This window comes from Myxococcus sp. MISCRS1, from assembly GCF_026626605.1.
GTDB lineage: Bacteria > Myxococcota > Myxococcia > Myxococcales > Myxococcaceae > Myxococcus > Myxococcus fulvus.
In genome coordinates this window covers 725,772-740,939 of sequence record NZ_JAPNKB010000001.1, presented here as the reverse complement: position 1 = coordinate 740,939, position 15,168 = coordinate 725,772, and the positions used below count along the sequence as shown (strand labels likewise).

Genomic DNA, 15,168 nt, shown 5'->3' with positions numbered 1-15,168 from the left:
TCTTCATCGAAAGGAAGTCGTGCGATGCGCTCCCGGATCCTCACCTCGCTGATGTTGAGCCTCGCCGTCGCCCCCGCCTGGAGCGCGCTCGCGCAGCAGGAGGGTGGCGAGCAGGACGACACGGAGGCTGGCGGAGAGACTGAAGGCGCCGACGTCATGGACGAGGCCCCCGAGCCTCCTTCCGGCGGCACCACCGTGCAGCTGCCCCCGGGCGCGCCCAGGGGCCGCGAGAGCGCGCCGGGCACCGTCCACACGGTGCAGGAGGGCGACACGCTGTGGGACCTGTCCCAGCGCTACCTGGACAGCCCCTGGTACTGGCCGAAGGTCTGGTCCTACAACCCGGAGATCGCCAACCCGCATTGGATCTACCCGGGCAACCAGGTGCGCTTCTTCGGCTCCGGCGAGGAGGTCCCCCAGCGCGTGGAGACCGAGCAGGACCCCGGGGACGTGGTCGCGCCCACGGAGCTCGCCGACAACACCGTCACCGTGACGGGGAAGATCGGCTACGACGTGTCCTCGTCGCGCCCCGTGACGACGCAGGGCTTCGTGACGCCGCGTGAGCTGGACGAGGCGGGCCGCATCGAGGGCTCGCCCAACGGCGCGCACATGCTGTCCTTCCCGGACAACGTCTACGTGCGCTTCAAGCGCAAGGCGGACGCGAAGGTGGGCGACCGCTACGTCGTGTTCCACACCACGCAGGCGGTGCACCACCCGCGCACGGGCGCCAAGCTGGGCTACCTGACGGACTTCGCGGGCACGCTGCGCGTGGTGCGCGTGGACAAGGGCCTGGTGACGGCGCAGATCGTCGACACCTGGGACGGCATCGAGCGCGGCTTCCTGGTGGGCCCCTACGGCGAGAAGCTCACCGAGCGCGTGGCCCCGCGTCCGAACACGAACTCCAAGGACCTCAACGCCACGGTCATCACCTCGCTGGTGCCGTACCTGACGCTCCTGGGCGAGCACAACACCATCGTCCTGGACAAGGGCAGCGCGGACGGCGTGCAGCTGGGCAACACCTTCGTCATCCTGCGCCAGGGGGATCCGGCGCGCGCGGTGCTGGGCAAGAAGGTCGTGCCGGCCCAGTCGGAGGCGGACAAGGCGCTGCCCTGGGAGCGCATCGGCACGTGCATGGTGACCGAGGTGAAGGAGCGCACGAACAACTGCCTCATGATGAACTCCCTGGAAGAGGTCTCCACGGGAGATCGCGCGCTCATGCGTCCGAGCGGCGCCGCGCCGGCGACCAGCGCCAGCCGCTGAGTCCGGCAGGAAAAGTGCATCCCCCTCCACGCCGGAGGGGTTGAGTGCTTGACCGGTGGCGGCCCGGTGTTTATGTGTCGCGCCCCTCCCAGGGGACCCATCTTCTATATAGGTGGGTCTCGAGTGGGGGTTGGTATGGCGGACGCTGAGACGGACAGCCTCACGGCGGAGCAGCAGGCGTGCCTGGCGCTCTGGGCCGTTCCCGGCCTGGGGCCGAGGACGCTGGTCGCCCTGCGCGCGTTCGCCGACGGTCGCCTGGCGCCCCTGGCCTCGACTCCTGTACGGGACTGGGTGTCCGACGCGCCGGTTTCCCCACAGGTCCGCCAGAGGCTGGCGGCGGTGGCGGGGCTGCCGGCCGTGGCGGAGCGACTCCTGGAGCTGTGTCGGACGAGCGGCACGCGGGTGGCGTTCGCCGACGAGCGGGCCTACCCGGAGCGGCTGCGGGACGTGGAGGACGCGCCGCCGCTGCTGTTCTTCCGGGGCCAGCCGGGCCCCCCGCGCCGGCGGGTGGCGATGGTGGGCAGCCGGCGTCCGGACCAGGGCTTCCTGCCGTTCGCCCGCTCGCTGGCCCGTCAGGTGGCCGAGGGCGGGGTGGGGGTGGTCTCCGGAGCGGCGGCGGGCGTGGACCGGGCGTGTCACTGGGGCGCGCTGGATGCGGGAGGGGAGACCTGGGCGTTCCTGGGGTCGGCGCTGGACGCGTTGGACCCGGCGCAGGCCCGCCTGCTGCCCCACTTCCTGGAGCGGGGTGGGGTGTTCTTCAGCGAGCTGCCGCCTGGGGTCCGGGCGAGCACCACGACGTTCCCCCGGCGCAACCGCCTCATCTCCGGCGCATCGGATGCGGTCCTGGTGGTGAGGGCGGGGGCGGAGTCGGGGAGTCTGTACACGGCCCGGGCGGGGCGGGCGCAGGGACGGCCCGTCCTCGCGATGCCCGGGGACGTGCGGCAGGAGGGGGCGGCGGGCTGCAACGCGCTGTTGCGAGAGGGCCACGCGAGCGCGTGCCTGGACGTGAAGGACGTCTGGCGGGCGGTGGGTGTTGACCCTGGGTGGATGGTGGCGCCGGGCAGGGAGGATTGCTGGGCCCGGCTCTCCGCGGAAGCACGCGGGGCCTATGCGGTGTTGGACCGGATTCCCCGGACGTTCGACGAGGTGCTGGCCGGGAGCACCCTCACGCCGGCCGCGCTGGTGAGCGCGCTGGTGGAGCTGGAGATGACGGGGCTGGTCCTCCAGCACCCGGGCAGGTTGTACGAGAAGCTCTAGGTAGGAGAGTCATGGCCACGCGGACGAAGAAGAAGGCGGAAGAGACCGAGGCGACCGAGGAGAAGGCGCCCCGCAAGGCAGCCGGCAAGGCGGCCGGTCGCACCGCCGCCAAGAAGAAGCCTGCGGCCAAGAAGGCCGCGGCGAAGAAGACGGCCGCCCGTCGGCGCGCGACGAAGAAGGGTGACGACGACGCGCTGCCCTCCGTGGAGGCGGATGCGGAGGAGGAGGCCACGCCTCGCGGCAAGGGGCCGCACTACCTGGTCGTCGTGGAGTCGCCCGCGAAGGCGAAGACCATCAAGAAGTACCTGGGCTCCGGCTACACGGTGAAGGCCTCCGTGGGGCACGTGAAGGACCTGCCCAAGAGCAAGATCGGCGTCGACGTCGAGCACGACTTCCAGCCCGAGTACGAGGTCATCAAGGGCAAGGAGAAGGTGCTCAACGAGCTGAAGAAGATGGCGAAGTCCGCCGACAAGGTCTTCCTGGCCACGGACCCCGACCGCGAGGGCGAGGCCATTGCGTGGCACATCAAGGAAGAGCTGGCGCACCCGGACGCGATGCGGGTGACCTTCAACGAAATCACCAAGAAGGCCATCCAGGAAGCCATCGCCCAGCCGCGCGAGCTGAACCAGGACAACTACGACTCGCAGCAGACGCGCCGCATCCTGGACCGTCTGGTGGGCTATCAGATCTCCCCGCTGCTCTGGCAGAAGATCCGCCGGGGCCTGTCCGCCGGCCGCGTGCAGTCGGTGGCGGTGCGGCTCATCGTGGAGCGCGAGGCGGAGATCAAGGCCTTCGTCCCCGAGGAGTACTGGACGCTGGACGCGCTCCTGGAGGGCCCGTCCGGCCCGCCGCCGTTCAAGGCCAAGCTGTCCAAGGTGGACGGCAAGAAGGTGGAGCTGAAGGACCGCGTCAACACGGAGGCGCTCGTCGCCGAGCTGCAGGGCGCCGCCTTCAACGTGGCCAAGGTGGACCGCCGCGAGCGCCGCCGCAACGCGCCCGCGCCCTTCATCACGTCCAAGCTCCAGCAGGAGGCGGCCAACCGGCTGTCCTTCACCGCGAAGAAGACGATGACGCTGGCCCAGAAGCTCTACGAGGGCGTGCCCCTCGGCGAGGAGGGCCAGACGGCGCTCATCACGTACATGCGCACGGACTCCACGCGTCTGTCGGACGACGCCGTGAAGCAGGTGCGGGAGATGATCGGCACGAAGTACGGCGCGGAGTACCTGCCCGAGGAGCCGGTGGTCTACAAGTCGCGCAAGAGCGCGCAGGACGCCCACGAGGCCATCCGCCCCACGTCGCTGGAGTACCCGCCGGAGCGGGTGCGCCCGTTCTTCGACGCGATGGACGAGCAGGACATGTTCCGGCTCTACGAGCTCATCTGGAACCGGTTCGTGGCGTGCCAGATGAAGCCCGCCGTGTACGACCAGACGAGCGCGGACATCGCCGCGGGCCGGGCCACGTTCCGCGCCTCCGGCAGCACGCTGAAGTTCCCCGGCTACCTCGCGGTGTACGGCGCGGGCCTGACGCCGGAGGAGGAGGCGGAGAAGGAGAAGGCCAAGGCCGCCGGTGACGAGAGCGCGGACGGCGCCGACGCGGTGGGCGACCTGCCGGTGCTCAACGACGGCGACAAGCTGGGGCTGCAGAAGCTCGTGCACGAGCAGCACTTCACCCAGCCGCCCCCGCGCTTCAGCGAGGCCACGCTGGTGAAGGAGCTGGAGGAGAAGGGCATCGGCCGGCCGTCCACGTACGCGGCCATCCTCTCCACCATCCAGGACAAGAAGTACGTGGAGAAGCTGGAGAGCCGCTTCCGGCCCACGGACCTGGGGCAGATGACGAACGAGATGCTCGTCAAGCACTTCCCCCACGAGCTGGACGTCACCTTCACGGCGACGATGGAGGAGAAGCTCGATCAGATCTCCGAGGGCGGCGCAAAGTGGGTGGCGGTGCTGCGCGACTTCTACGGGCCCTTCAAGGACACGCTCGAGAAGGCGAAGGCGGAGATGCGCGACGTCAAGCGCGAGGAGATCAAGACCGACATCGCCTGTGAGAAGTGCGGCAACCACTTCGTCATCAAGTTCGGAAAGATGGGGCACTTCCTCGCCTGTTCGAACTACCCCGACTGCAAGAACACCAAGGACTTCAAGCGGGACGCCGAGGGGAAGATCGTCATCGTCGAGGAGGAGACGACGGACGAGCTGTGCGAGAAGTGCGGCAAGCCCATGGTCATCAAGCGCGGCCGCTTCGGGCGCTTCATGGCGTGCTCGGGCTACCCGGACTGCAAGACCTCCAAGCCCATCTCCATCGGCGTCAACTGCCCGGAGTGCAAGCAGGGCTACCTGACGGAGCGCCGCAGCGGCCGGGGGAAGATCTTCTTCGGCTGCAACCGCTACCCCGACTGCCGCTTCGCCGCCTGGGACCGGCCGCTCGCCGAGTCCTGCCCCCAGTGCGCCTCGCCGTACCTGCTGCAGAAGTTCTCCAAGCGGGACGGGGCGTACATCTCCTGCCCCAACAAGGAGTGCGACTACCGGCGGGAGGTCGCGGAGCAGCCGGGCGTCCCCACGGACCCGGGGACCAGCTCGGCTGCCTGAAAACCCAAGTGTTTACAGGGGGCTGGCCCGTCCGTGGCTTGACAGCTTCGGCGGGCCCGCCCTACAACCCGGCCAATGATTTCCTCGGTGGTCAGCGAGTGGCTGGTCAACGCGAGCCTCGCGGCCGCGGACGCCGGCAAGCTGGGTGTCACGGACTCCGTCATCAAGTTCTTCAAGGATGGCGGTCCGTTCATGTTCGTGAACCTGTTCTGGCTGGCGTGCGCGCTGGCGGTGGCCACCGAGCGCATCGTCACGCTGGTGTTCCGCTACAACCTGAACCCCGCGCCCTTCATGGAGCAGATCTCCAAGCTGGTGCGCAGCGGCAACCTGGACCGGGCGGTGAAGGTCTGCGCCATGGCGCCCAACGCGCCGCTGGCGAAGGTCATCCGCGCGGGGCTGGTGAACGCCAACCGGGGTGAGATCGAGGTGGCCAAGGGCGTGGAGGAGGCCATCGTCGAGTACAGCCCGCACGTGACGAAGCGCATCCCCTGGCTGTGGTCCCTGGCGAACATCGCCACGCTGGTGGGCCTGGTGGGCACCATCTTCGGCCTCATCGGGACCTTCCAGGCGCTGGGCAATGTGCCGGCGGAGCAGAAGCAGGTGCTCCTGTCGGAGGGCATCTCCAAGGCGATGAACAACACGGCCTTCGCGCTCTCCATCGCGGTGCTGTGCATCGTGTTCCACCTGTTCCTGACGTCGTACGCCAAGGGCATGGTGGAGAGCCTGGAGCTGCACGCGCTGAAGCTGGAGAACCTGCTGTCGCGGCGCGGCGGCGTGGACCCGGCGGCGACGGAGCTCGAGGCTCGCGCGTCGTAGCGCGGGCGGAGCGCGCGTCCATGGCGTTCTACTACTCCCGCCGCAAGCTGAAGGTCCGCGAGGAAGAGGAGTCGGGCGAGCTGAACGTCGTCCCGTACCTCGACATCCTCATGAACCTCATCATCTTCATGCTGCTGTCGATCACCGGCCTGGCCTCGTTCGGCATCCTGAACGTGAGCGCGCCGGCGTACGGCCCTCCGTCGGCGGGCATGACGCAGGAGTCGGCGAGCGACGAGCCGAAGCTGACCTTGTCGGTGCTCATCTCGCGCAAGGGTCACTTCGTCAGCAGCGAGAACGCCATCCTCGGCGAGGCCGGGGCGCCCACGGTGCCCACCCGCGCCGACGGTGACTTCGACTACGCCGCGCTCAACGCGTGGATGGTGAAGATCAAGTCGGAGTTCCCCAAGGAGACCAAGGTCATCGTCGGCGCGGACGCGGACATCCCCTACGACGCGCTCATCCAGACGATGGACGCCATCCGCGAGGAGCAGGGCGCGCAGCGCCGCCTGCTGTTCCCCGACGTCACGCTGGCGGGGACCTGAGCCATGGCCGAGACGCTGCCGCACGTGCCGGAGGTCGTCGACGAGGAGGCCCTCGCGCGGCTGCGCTACCGCCGGGCCCTGGCGCGCAAGAAGCGCAAGGAGCGCGAGGCGGCGGGGGAGATCAAGGAGCTGAACATCACCGCGATGATGGACATGATGACCATCCTCCTGGTGTTCCTGCTCAAGTCCTTCGCCTCGTCCTCCGCGGCGGTGACGGCGTCCGAGGACGTGCGTCCCCCCGTGTCCACCACGCGCGCGACGCCCCGGGACACGGTGGCCGTCACGATCACCCCCAAGAGCATCCTCGTGGGCGAGCGCGAGGTGCTGCGGCTGGTGAACGGTCAGCTCCCGGCCGAGGCCCTCCAGGGCCGGCTGGTGCTCCCGCTCGACGCGCGGCTGAAGAAGGAAGTGGAGAAGCTCAAGTACATCGCGGAGCGCAATCCGCAGGCGCCCTTCAGCCAGGAGCTGTCCGTCATCGCGGACCGCAAGGTGCCGTACGACATGCTCCTGAGCGTGCTCTACACGGCGGGACAGAACGAGCTGGAGAACTACCGCTTCGTCGTCCTCACGAAGGACGGAGACTGAAGGCGCCCCCTGGCGTGAGTCAGGGAGCGCCCGGCCCGTGTCCGTGTCCCGCGTCGCCTAGAGGGACGGCGTGGCGTAGTGGCCGCCGCGCATCTCCTGCTCGTGCGCGGTGGCGTCCTCCTCGCAGCGGATGGCGAAGGGCAGGGCCTCCAGGCGCTCCTTGGAGATCTCCTGGCCGCAGTCCACGCACTCGCCGAAGACGCCCATGTCCATGCGCCGCAGCGCGGCGTCGATGAGCATGATTTCACGCCGCTGGGCCTCCATCAGGCTGGACAGGGTGTAGTCCGCCAGCTCCGACTGGGCCTGCTCCTCGTATTCGGGGTCGCGCTCCTGCTCCTTGAGCGCCGTCAGCTCGCGGTGCGCGCCGTCGCTCGTGGTGAGGATTTCCCGCCTGCGGCGCTGGAGTATCTCGCGTACCCTCAGCAAGTCTTGGGCTCGGCTCATGATGGGCCTCGTCTTCGTGGATGCTGCTTCGAGTGCGTCTTGCGCTCGCTCGGAAGCACGCGGCCCCGAGCGACGAACGCGAGAAACGTAGGGGTGCAACCCAGGTGCGGAAACCGCGCCTTCCAACGGGGGGCAAAGGTGGCTCGGGGGGCGGGCGGGCGGACACGGCGGCCTGTCCCCGACGACGGGTTGACGCTCGTGGATTCACGGTCGGGACAGGGCGTGCCAGTCCTGCTAACTGTTGGCTGACGGGCACGCGCGCGTGGGCGCTCCCGGGAGGACGCGGATGTCGGACGTGAAGCAGCGGGTGACGGTGATTGGCGGCGGTCTCGCGGGCACGGAGTGCGCGTACCAGCTCGCCCGCAGGGGCGTGCCGGTGGTGCTGCGCGAGATGAAGCCCCACAAGCGCTCGCCAGCGCACAAGTCGGATTCGCTCGCGGAGCTGGTGTGCAGCAACTCGCTGCGCTCGGACAACCCGGAGAGCGCCATCGGCCTGCTGCACGCGGAGCTGCGGGATTTGGGCTCGGTGGTGCTGTCGAGCGCGGATGCGCACCGGGTGCCCGCGGGCGACGCGCTGGCGGTGGAGCGCGAGGGGTTCTCCCAGGCCATCACCCAGGCGCTGAGGAACTCCGGCGGCGTGGAGCTGGTGGCGGGCGAGGTGGAGACGCTGCCCGAGGAGGGCCCCGTGGTGGTGGCCACCGGGCCGCTGACGTCCGACGCCCTGACGCGCGAGCTGGAGCGGCACGTGGGGCAGAAGCTCTATTTCTACGACTCCATCGCCCCCATCCTGTCGGCGGACTCCATCGACCTGACGGTGGCCTTCCGGCAGAGCCGCTATGGCAAGGGCGGCGGGGACGACTACCTGAACCTGCCGATGAACCGCGAGGAGTACTACCGGTTCATCGCGGAGCTGAAGGCGGGCCAGAAGGTGGTTCCGCACAGTTTCGAGGAACCGAAATACTTCGAAGGCTGTCTGCCCATCGAGGTGATGGCGGAACGCGGCGACGACACGCTGGCCTACGGGCCGATGAAGCCGGTGGGGCTGAGGGACCCGCGCACGGGCAAGGAGCCCCATGCCGTGGTGCAGCTGCGCATGGAGGACCGCGCGGGCACGGCGTGGAACATGGTGGGCTTCCAGACGCGCCTGACGTGGGGTGAGCAGAAGCGCATCTTCACCACCTGCATCCCGGGCCTGCAGAACGCGGACTTCCTGCGGATGGGGCAGATCCACCGCAACACGTTCATCGACTCGCCGCGCCTGTTGTCGAGCGACCTGTCGCTCAAGAGCGAGCCCCGGGTGTTCTTCGCGGGGCAGGTGTCGGGCGTGGAGGGGTACGTGGAGAGCGCGGCGTGCGGCTATCTGGTGGCGCTGGCGCTGCATGCGCGGCTGAGCGGCAAGCCGTGGGTTCCGCCCCCGGCGACGACGGCGCTGGGCGCGCTGTTCCGGCATGTGACGGGCGAAGCGCACCCGCCGGACTACCCGCATCAGCCCTCCAACATCATCTTCGGCCTCTTCCCGCCGCTGACGGGGCGGATGAAGAAGGCGGAGAAGCGGGTGGCGTATTCGGCCCGCGCGAGGACGGACCTGGCGGCGTGGCTGCCACACGCGGGTGTCCCGGCATCGGGCGCCCCGGAGCACGAGGAGCAGAGGAGCGCATGATTCGGCCGAGGCTGGGACGACTTCTGGGCGCGGGGCTGGTCGCCTCGCTCGTGGTGGCTGGCGGCGGATGCAAGAAGAGCGAGGACGCGAAGCCGGCGGGGAGCCCGTCGGCCGCGACGCCCTCGGCGGCGGCGCCGAGCGCGCCGGCCGCGCCGAGCCCCACCGGGCGGGCTCCGACGGGCGCGGGGCAGGGGCTGCTGCTGGACGCGGGCCGCGCGGCGGACCTGCGGCTCACGTCGGATGGGCGCTTCGCCACGTACCTGATGAACGGGCAGAAGCCCCGGCTGGACGGCGTGCCGCCGCAGATGCTGCTGGGCGAGCTGCGCGTGGTGCCGGTGGAGGGAGGGGAGCCTCGCAAGCTGGGCGACAGCGTGACGAACGTGCCGGGCGGGCTCTTGTTCTCGGCCGACTCGCGCTACGCGCTGTACCTCACCGGCTACAACCCGGCCTCGCAGTCGGGCACGCTCAACGTGGCGACGCTCGACGACGCGAAGGCGGAGCCGGCGGTGCTCGGCACGGCGGTCAGCTACATGCTGCCCTCGCCGGATGGAACGAAGGTGGCGTTCGTCGACGGCGGCAAGCTGAAGCTGGGGCCGCTGCCCGCGGGGCCCTTCGTCGACGTGGCGGCCGAGGTGAGCACGGCGCAGTTCACCGCCGACGGCAAGGCGCTCCTGTTCAAGCGGCGGCTGTCCGCGGCGGGCGGACTGGCGGTCGTCACCGTGGACAAGCCGGAGGCCGCGCCGCGCAAGCTGGCGGACCAGGTGGGCGACTACTCGGTGTCGCCGGATGGCCAGCGCGTGGCCTTCCAGGTGCGCAGCGAGTCCGTGCGCGGGCTCTATGACCTCTACCTGGCGGAGCTGCCCGCGGAGAAGCCGAAGCGGCTGGCCGTCGCGTCGCAGTCGTTCGGCTTCTCTCCGGACGGCAAGTGGCTGGCGCGCTCGGAGAACGGCAAGCCGGACGTGCCGGGAGACTTGTACGTGGGCCCCGCGGCGGGCGGCCCGGGCCGCAAGGTGGGCGAGCGCGTGGAGACCTTCGCCTTCTCGCCGGACTCGCAGGCGGTGGGCTTCCTGGACAAGTACGACGTGACGGCGCGCGCGGGGTTGATGGCGGTGGCGTCGCTGCCGGACGGCGCGCCCAAGCGGGTGGGGGACCGGGTGCCCAACTTCGTGTGGGGCTCGGACGCGCGCTACGTTGCGTTCCTCTCGCGCTTCCTCAAGCCCGAGTACTCGGTGGACCTGATGCTCTATCCGCTGGGCGCGGAGAAGGCGGAGAAGGTGCACCGGGGCGTGTTCGGCTACGGCTTCATGCCGGGCAACGGCCAGGTGGTGTTCCGCTCGAACTGCATCCGCAACGGCCGCGCGTGTGACTTCAAGGCGCTGGAGCTGCCCCAGAAGGCCGAGCCGCAGACGTGGCTCCAGGGCATCTTCAGCTACAAGCTGTCCACGGATGGCAAGCGCGTGCTGGCCACGTACGCCCGCATGGACTCGGACACGTACGACATCGCCGTGTACGACGCGAAGACGCAGGCGCGAAAGCCGCTGGACCAGGGCGTCCAGGTGCCCGTGTACTTCGGCGGCAAGGAGGACTCGCGCGCCGTCTATATCATCGCGCAGGGGCCCAAGGCGGGCGTCTACAGCGTGAGCGCGCTGCCCTGACCCGGAGGACCTCGGGACTCACCGGAGCGTGAGCTGGAAGCTCACGCCTCCGTCCCCGATGCTGAAGCCCGCGTGCGGGCCGAAGGCGAGCACGGAGAAGAGCGCCACGCCCAGGCATGCGAGCACCACCTTGTGGCCGGTGCGCAGCGAGTGGAAGAAGGTCGTCTCGTAGTTGGCGCCCACGAAGCGCAGCGCGAAGAAGAACCCCACGGGCAGCAGTGGGGTGTTGTTCACCGTGAACCAGAGACTGGAGAGCGCGAGCAGCTGGAAGTAGCGCTTGCGGCTCAGGTGGAAACGGTCGTCGTACTCGGTGGTGGCGGCGGTGTGCATCGGCTCCCTCGCGGAGGTGAAGCGGTGTGCCGCCGACGGGTGCAGGGGCCTCGCCAGCGGGAGGCACGTCGTTCCGATGGCTTGGCCCGCGCCGTCGTCCTGGCCCGCAGACACCGGGTCCGGGATGACAACCCAGGAGCCCCTCGCTCGGTGTCGCCCGAGGGTCCTCGGGTGTGCTTAGGTCCGCGGCGCGCATGACTTCGACTCCGCTCACGTATCGCCGCTATGGCGGCTCGCTCCAGGTCGACATCCCCACCTTCGACGTGCTCGTGGAGGCCTCGCGCATCCCCGAGACGCAGTGGATTGCCACGGCGTGCCCTTTGGAGGGCTTGAGCTGTGACCCGGCCTTCCTCAAGTTCCTCGACACGGATGGCAATGGCCGAGTCCGCGTGGCGGAGGTCCGCAGCGCGGTGGACTGGGCCGCGCGACACCTGAAGGACCGGCGCGGCGCGGACGCGAGCAGCGACGTGCTGGAGCTCAACGCGCTGTCCTCGGAGGGGGCCCCGCTGCGGAGCGCGGCGGAGATGATCCTGCGCACCGTGGGCGCGGCGGACACGGGCCGAATCTCCCTGGCCCAGGTCCGCGCCAGCGACGAGGCGCTGCGCAAGGCGGGGCAGAACGGCGACGGCATCATCGCCCCGGATCGGCTGCCGGAGTCCCTGCGTCCGCTCGCCCGCGACATCATGGCGTCCTTCCCCGAGGTGAAGAACCGCGCGGGGGAGGCGGGCGTCGACAAGCCCATGCTCCAGCGCTTCCGCGACGAGCGTCAGGCGCTGCTCACGCACCTGGGCAAGCGCGGCGACGTCTTCGTCTGGGGCGAGGAGAGCGAGGCGCGCGCGAAGCGCATCCGCGAGGTGGCGCCGCTCCTGGACGCGTACTTCCTGCAGTGCCGGCTCGTCGCCGCGCAGCCCGAGGCGGCGGCGGCCCTGCGGCTGCGCGCGGAGCGGGTGGAGGGCGTGCTCGGTGACACGGCCGCGCTGGGCAAGGCCGCGGGCGACCTGCCGATTGCTCCTCCCGACGCGGCGGGTGTGCTCGAGTGGTCGCGCCTCTTGCGCGGCCCCGCGTACGAGCAGCTCCAGGCGTTCCGTCGCGACGTCGCGGCGCCGCTGACGGGGGACCCGGAGCGCCTGACGGACACGGCGTGGCGCGAGCTGGTGGCGAAGGCGGACGCGGTGCTCGCGTGGTTCGCGACGCGCGACGCGAGCCCCCTGCACAAGCTGGCCGGCTCGCTGGAGACGGTGTCGCTCGCGGACGTGGATGCGCTCGACGCCGCGAGCCAGGCGGACCTCGCGCTGGCGCCCACGCTCGCGTCCATCATCGAGCTGGAGCGACTGGTGCTCTACCAGCGATGGCTGCTGGTGTTCGCCAACAACTTCATCAGCATGCCCAACCTGTACCTGCCCAAGGCCCCGGCGCTGATGGAGCGCGGGACGCTCATCCTCGGCGGGCGCAAGTACACGCTGTCGGTGCTCGCCAAGAACCGCGCCGAGCACGCCGCGCTGACGAGCCAGGGCACCACGTGCATCCTCTACGTGATGGTCGCGCCCAAGGACGGCACGCCCGGCTACGAGGTGGCGGTGCCCGTCACGCGCGGCCGCAGCACCGACCTCGTCGTGGGCAAGCGCGGCGTCTTCTACGACGTGGACAACCAGGAGCACGACGCCACGGTCACGCACGTCATCCGTCAGCCCGTGTCGCTGTGGGAGTCGATGACCATGCCCTTCACGCGCATGGCCGGCTTCATCACCAGCAAGGTGGAGGGCATGGCCACCGCGGGCGAGAAGACCTTCGACGCGACGCTGGAGGAGGGCTACGCGAAGACGGTGGCCGCGGCCCCATCCCCCACCGCGCCCCCGGCTCCGGCCACGGCGGCGCCCGCTCCCGCTCCCGCGGCGGCGCCTGGCGGGCTCGCGGGGGTCATCGCGGCCGGCAGCATCGCGGCCGCGGCGCTCGGCTCCTCGTTCGCGTTCATCGTCTCGCAGGTGAAGTCCCTGACGCTGGGGGACGTCATCACGGCCGCGTCGCTCATCGCCATCGCGGTGATGGCGCCGGCGGGGCTGCTCGGCTGGCTGAAGCTGCGTCGGCGCAACCTGGCGCTGCTGCTGGAGGGCTCCGGCTGGGCGCTCAATGATCGGCTGATGCTCACGCGCGGGCTGTCCACGCTGGTGACGCGCCGGCCCCGGCTGCCCAAGGGCGCGCGGGTGGACCACCGAGACATGGTCCGCCCGGCGCTGCTCGCCCAGCAGGACGAGGATGGCGAGCAGGAGGGGCTGTCCTGGTGGTCCCGCCTGGGGCTCGCGGCGCTGGTGCTGTTCATCCTGCTCTGGCAGGTGCGCAACCCCATCCTCACCTGGATGTGCCAGAAGGCCTGGCTGTCGGACGCCACGTGCGTGGCGCTGCTGCCCACGCCTCCCGTCGCGCCGGTCGTCGTGCCCACCGCCCCGGCCGTGCCGACGAAGTAGGGGTTTCGTGGGGCCCGGAATCTTGCGAGGCTCTCCGGGCCCCCTACGCTCGACCTCGCCATGACGAACCTGTCGCCGCTCTTGGAGAAGTTCCGGGTCCACCTGGAGGACGAGAAGGGCTCGTCCCCGCACACGGTGCGCAACTACCTGGTCGACCTGGTGGACTACGAGCGCTACCTGGTCGAGCGGATGAAGTCGTCCCTGCTCGCCGGCACGCACGCGGCGATTCGCGGCTACCTGGGCACCCTGAGCGTGGACCACGCGCCCGCCAGCCGCGCGCGGCGCCTGGCCTCCATCAAGTCCTTCTACAAGTACCTGGTGCGCCAGAAGCTCTTGCCCGCCAGCCCCGCCAAGCTGGTGAAGAGCCCGAAACTGCCCAAGGCGCTCCCCAAGGTGCTGCCGGTGGAGGAGGTCTTCGCGCTGCTCGACGTGCACGACTTGAAGTCCGTGCTCGGCCTGCGCGACAAGGCCATCCTGGAGATGCTCTACGGCGGCGGGCTGCGCATCAGCGAGCTGTGTGACCTGGACCTGCTCGCCGTGGACCGGAGCGGCCGCATCGTCCGGGTCATGGGCAAGGGCAGCAAGGAGCGCCTGGTGCCCGTCAACGCGCAGGCCATCCGCTCGCTGGAGGCGTACCTGGCGCGCCGGGGTGAGCTGCTCGCGGAGCCCAGGCCGGGGCAGGCGCCGGAGGCCATCTTCCTCAACTTCCGCGGCGGCCGGCTGACGCCTCGGAGCATCCGCCGACACCTGGACCAGCACGTGCTCAAGTGCGCGCTGGCGCGCAAGGTGAGTCCGCACGCGTTGCGTCACTCGTTCGCCACGCACCTGCTCGGTGGGGGCGCGGACATCCGCAGCATCCAGGAGCTGCTGGGCCACGCGAGCCTGTCCACCACGCAGCGGTATACCCACGTCAGCTGGGAGCAGCTCCAGCAGGTCTACGACGCCGCCCACCCCCGCGCCTGAGAAACGGTGCGGGAGCGGACAGGCGGGCGGTGTTCCTTGGAAACGCGGGGCGCGGCTTGTTAAACCCGCTCCATGTTCCACGGCACCACCATCCTCTGTGTGCGACGCGACGGAAAGGTCGCCATCGCCAGCGACGGTCAGGTCTCGCTCGAAAAGACGGTGATGAAGAACACGGCGAAGAAGGTCCGCAAGCTGGGCGAGGGGCAGGTCCTCGCCGGGTTCGCGGGCAGCACCGCCGATGCCTTCACCCTGTTCGAGCGCTTCGAGGGCAAGCTCAAGGAGCACCAGAAGAACATGGCGCGCGCCTGCGTCGAGCTGGGCAAGGACTGGCGCACGGACCGCTTCCTGCGCCGGCTGGAGGCGCTGCTCGTCGTCGCGGACAAGGACAAGACGTTCATCCTGTCCGGCGCCGGGGACGTCATCGAGCCGGACCACGGCATCGCCGCGGTGGGCAGCGGAGGCCCCTACGCGTTCGCCGCCGCCCGGGCGCTGATGGCCCACACGCAGCTGACCGCTCGCGAGGTGGCGCAGCAGTCGCTCTCCATCGCGGGCGAAATCGACATCTACACCAACTCCAACATCTCCATCGAAGAGCTCTAGGAGCCTCCC

13 protein-coding genes are annotated in these 15,168 nt (G+C 70.0%); 11 read left to right on the top strand and 2 right to left on the bottom strand.

Going from position 1 to position 15,168, the window contains the following annotated elements:
- Positions 1 to 24 precede the first annotated feature (24 nt).
- From OWM54_RS02680 to OWM54_RS02645, 6 genes are all read left to right on the top strand, one after another.
- Complete coding sequence (locus OWM54_RS02680) at positions 25 to 1,257, top strand: LysM peptidoglycan-binding domain-containing protein (protein ID WP_194869556.1); 1,233 nt, start codon at positions 25 to 27, stop codon at positions 1,255 to 1,257.
- Between the two features lie 135 nt (positions 1,258 to 1,392).
- Entirely contained in the window at positions 1,393 to 2,514 is a 1,122-nt protein-coding gene (locus tag OWM54_RS02675) for a DNA-processing protein DprA (protein WP_267696534.1), read from the top strand.
- A gap of 11 nt (positions 2,515 to 2,525) precedes the next feature.
- A complete protein-coding gene (gene topA / locus OWM54_RS02670; RefSeq protein WP_223751771.1) occupies positions 2,526 to 5,102 on the top strand; it encodes a type I DNA topoisomerase in 2,577 nt (858 codons plus the stop codon).
- A 75-nt stretch (positions 5,103 to 5,177) separates the two neighbouring features.
- The gene (locus tag OWM54_RS02655; RefSeq protein ID WP_223784669.1) at positions 5,178 to 5,918 is read left to right on the top strand and encodes a MotA/TolQ/ExbB proton channel family protein; all 741 of its coding nucleotides are present in this window, start codon (positions 5,178 to 5,180) and stop codon (positions 5,916 to 5,918) included.
- A gap of 20 nt (positions 5,919 to 5,938) precedes the next feature.
- Positions 5,939 to 6,460 carry an ExbD/TolR family protein gene (locus tag OWM54_RS02650; protein ID WP_074957437.1) on the top strand — a complete coding sequence of 174 codons (522 nt, stop codon included), beginning with the start codon at positions 5,939 to 5,941 and terminating at the stop codon, positions 6,458 to 6,460.
- Positions 6,461 to 6,463: 3 nt separating this feature from the next.
- The gene (locus tag OWM54_RS02645; protein WP_267696533.1) at positions 6,464 to 7,045 is read left to right on the top strand and encodes an ExbD/TolR family protein; all 582 of its coding nucleotides are present in this window, start codon (positions 6,464 to 6,466) and stop codon (positions 7,043 to 7,045) included.
- Positions 7,046 to 7,102: 57 nt separating this feature from the next.
- Here OWM54_RS02645 and OWM54_RS02640 read toward each other — a convergent pair whose 3' ends face one another.
- Positions 7,103 to 7,489, bottom strand: coding sequence for a TraR/DksA family transcriptional regulator (locus tag OWM54_RS02640; RefSeq protein WP_141329652.1), 387 nt, complete (start codon positions 7,487 to 7,489; stop codon positions 7,103 to 7,105).
- A 286-nt stretch (positions 7,490 to 7,775) separates the two neighbouring features.
- Here OWM54_RS02640 and trmFO point away from each other — a divergent pair, with 286 nt between their 5' ends.
- Together trmFO and OWM54_RS02630 are read left to right on the top strand one after the other, a co-directional pair.
- On the top strand, positions 7,776 to 9,149 hold the full coding sequence (gene trmFO, locus OWM54_RS02635) for a methylenetetrahydrofolate--tRNA-(uracil(54)-C(5))-methyltransferase (FADH(2)-oxidizing) TrmFO (protein WP_223751769.1): 1,374 nt from the start codon (positions 7,776 to 7,778) through the stop codon (positions 9,147 to 9,149).
- Positions 9,146 to 10,804 (top strand): gliding motility protein, encoded by a 1,659-nt coding sequence (locus OWM54_RS02630; protein ID WP_267696532.1) that lies wholly within the window; start codon positions 9,146 to 9,148, stop codon positions 10,802 to 10,804. The genes trmFO and OWM54_RS02630 overlap by 4 nt, the downstream gene beginning before the upstream one ends.
- An 18-nt stretch (positions 10,805 to 10,822) precedes the next feature.
- Here the strand turns inward: OWM54_RS02630 and OWM54_RS02625 are convergent, their stop codons facing one another.
- Positions 10,823 to 11,134, bottom strand: a complete 312-nt coding sequence (locus tag OWM54_RS02625) for a hypothetical protein (RefSeq protein WP_267696531.1) — start codon at positions 11,132 to 11,134, stop codon at positions 10,823 to 10,825.
- Between the two features lie 194 nt (positions 11,135 to 11,328).
- Here OWM54_RS02625 and OWM54_RS02620 point away from each other — a divergent pair, with 194 nt between their 5' ends.
- The 3 genes from OWM54_RS02620 (at position 11,329) to hslV (ending at position 15,159) form a co-directional block, all read left to right on the top strand.
- Positions 11,329 to 13,596, top strand: a complete 2,268-nt coding sequence (locus OWM54_RS02620) for a kinesin (RefSeq protein ID WP_267696530.1) — start codon at positions 11,329 to 11,331, stop codon at positions 13,594 to 13,596.
- Positions 13,597 to 13,656: 60 nt separating this feature from the next.
- Complete coding sequence (locus OWM54_RS02615; RefSeq protein WP_223751765.1) at positions 13,657 to 14,559, top strand: tyrosine recombinase XerC; 903 nt, start codon at positions 13,657 to 13,659, stop codon at positions 14,557 to 14,559.
- Between the two features lie 72 nt (positions 14,560 to 14,631).
- Complete coding sequence (gene hslV, locus OWM54_RS02610; protein ID WP_223751764.1) at positions 14,632 to 15,159, top strand: ATP-dependent protease subunit HslV; 528 nt, start codon at positions 14,632 to 14,634, stop codon at positions 15,157 to 15,159.
- Positions 15,160 to 15,168: the final 9 nt, after the last annotated feature.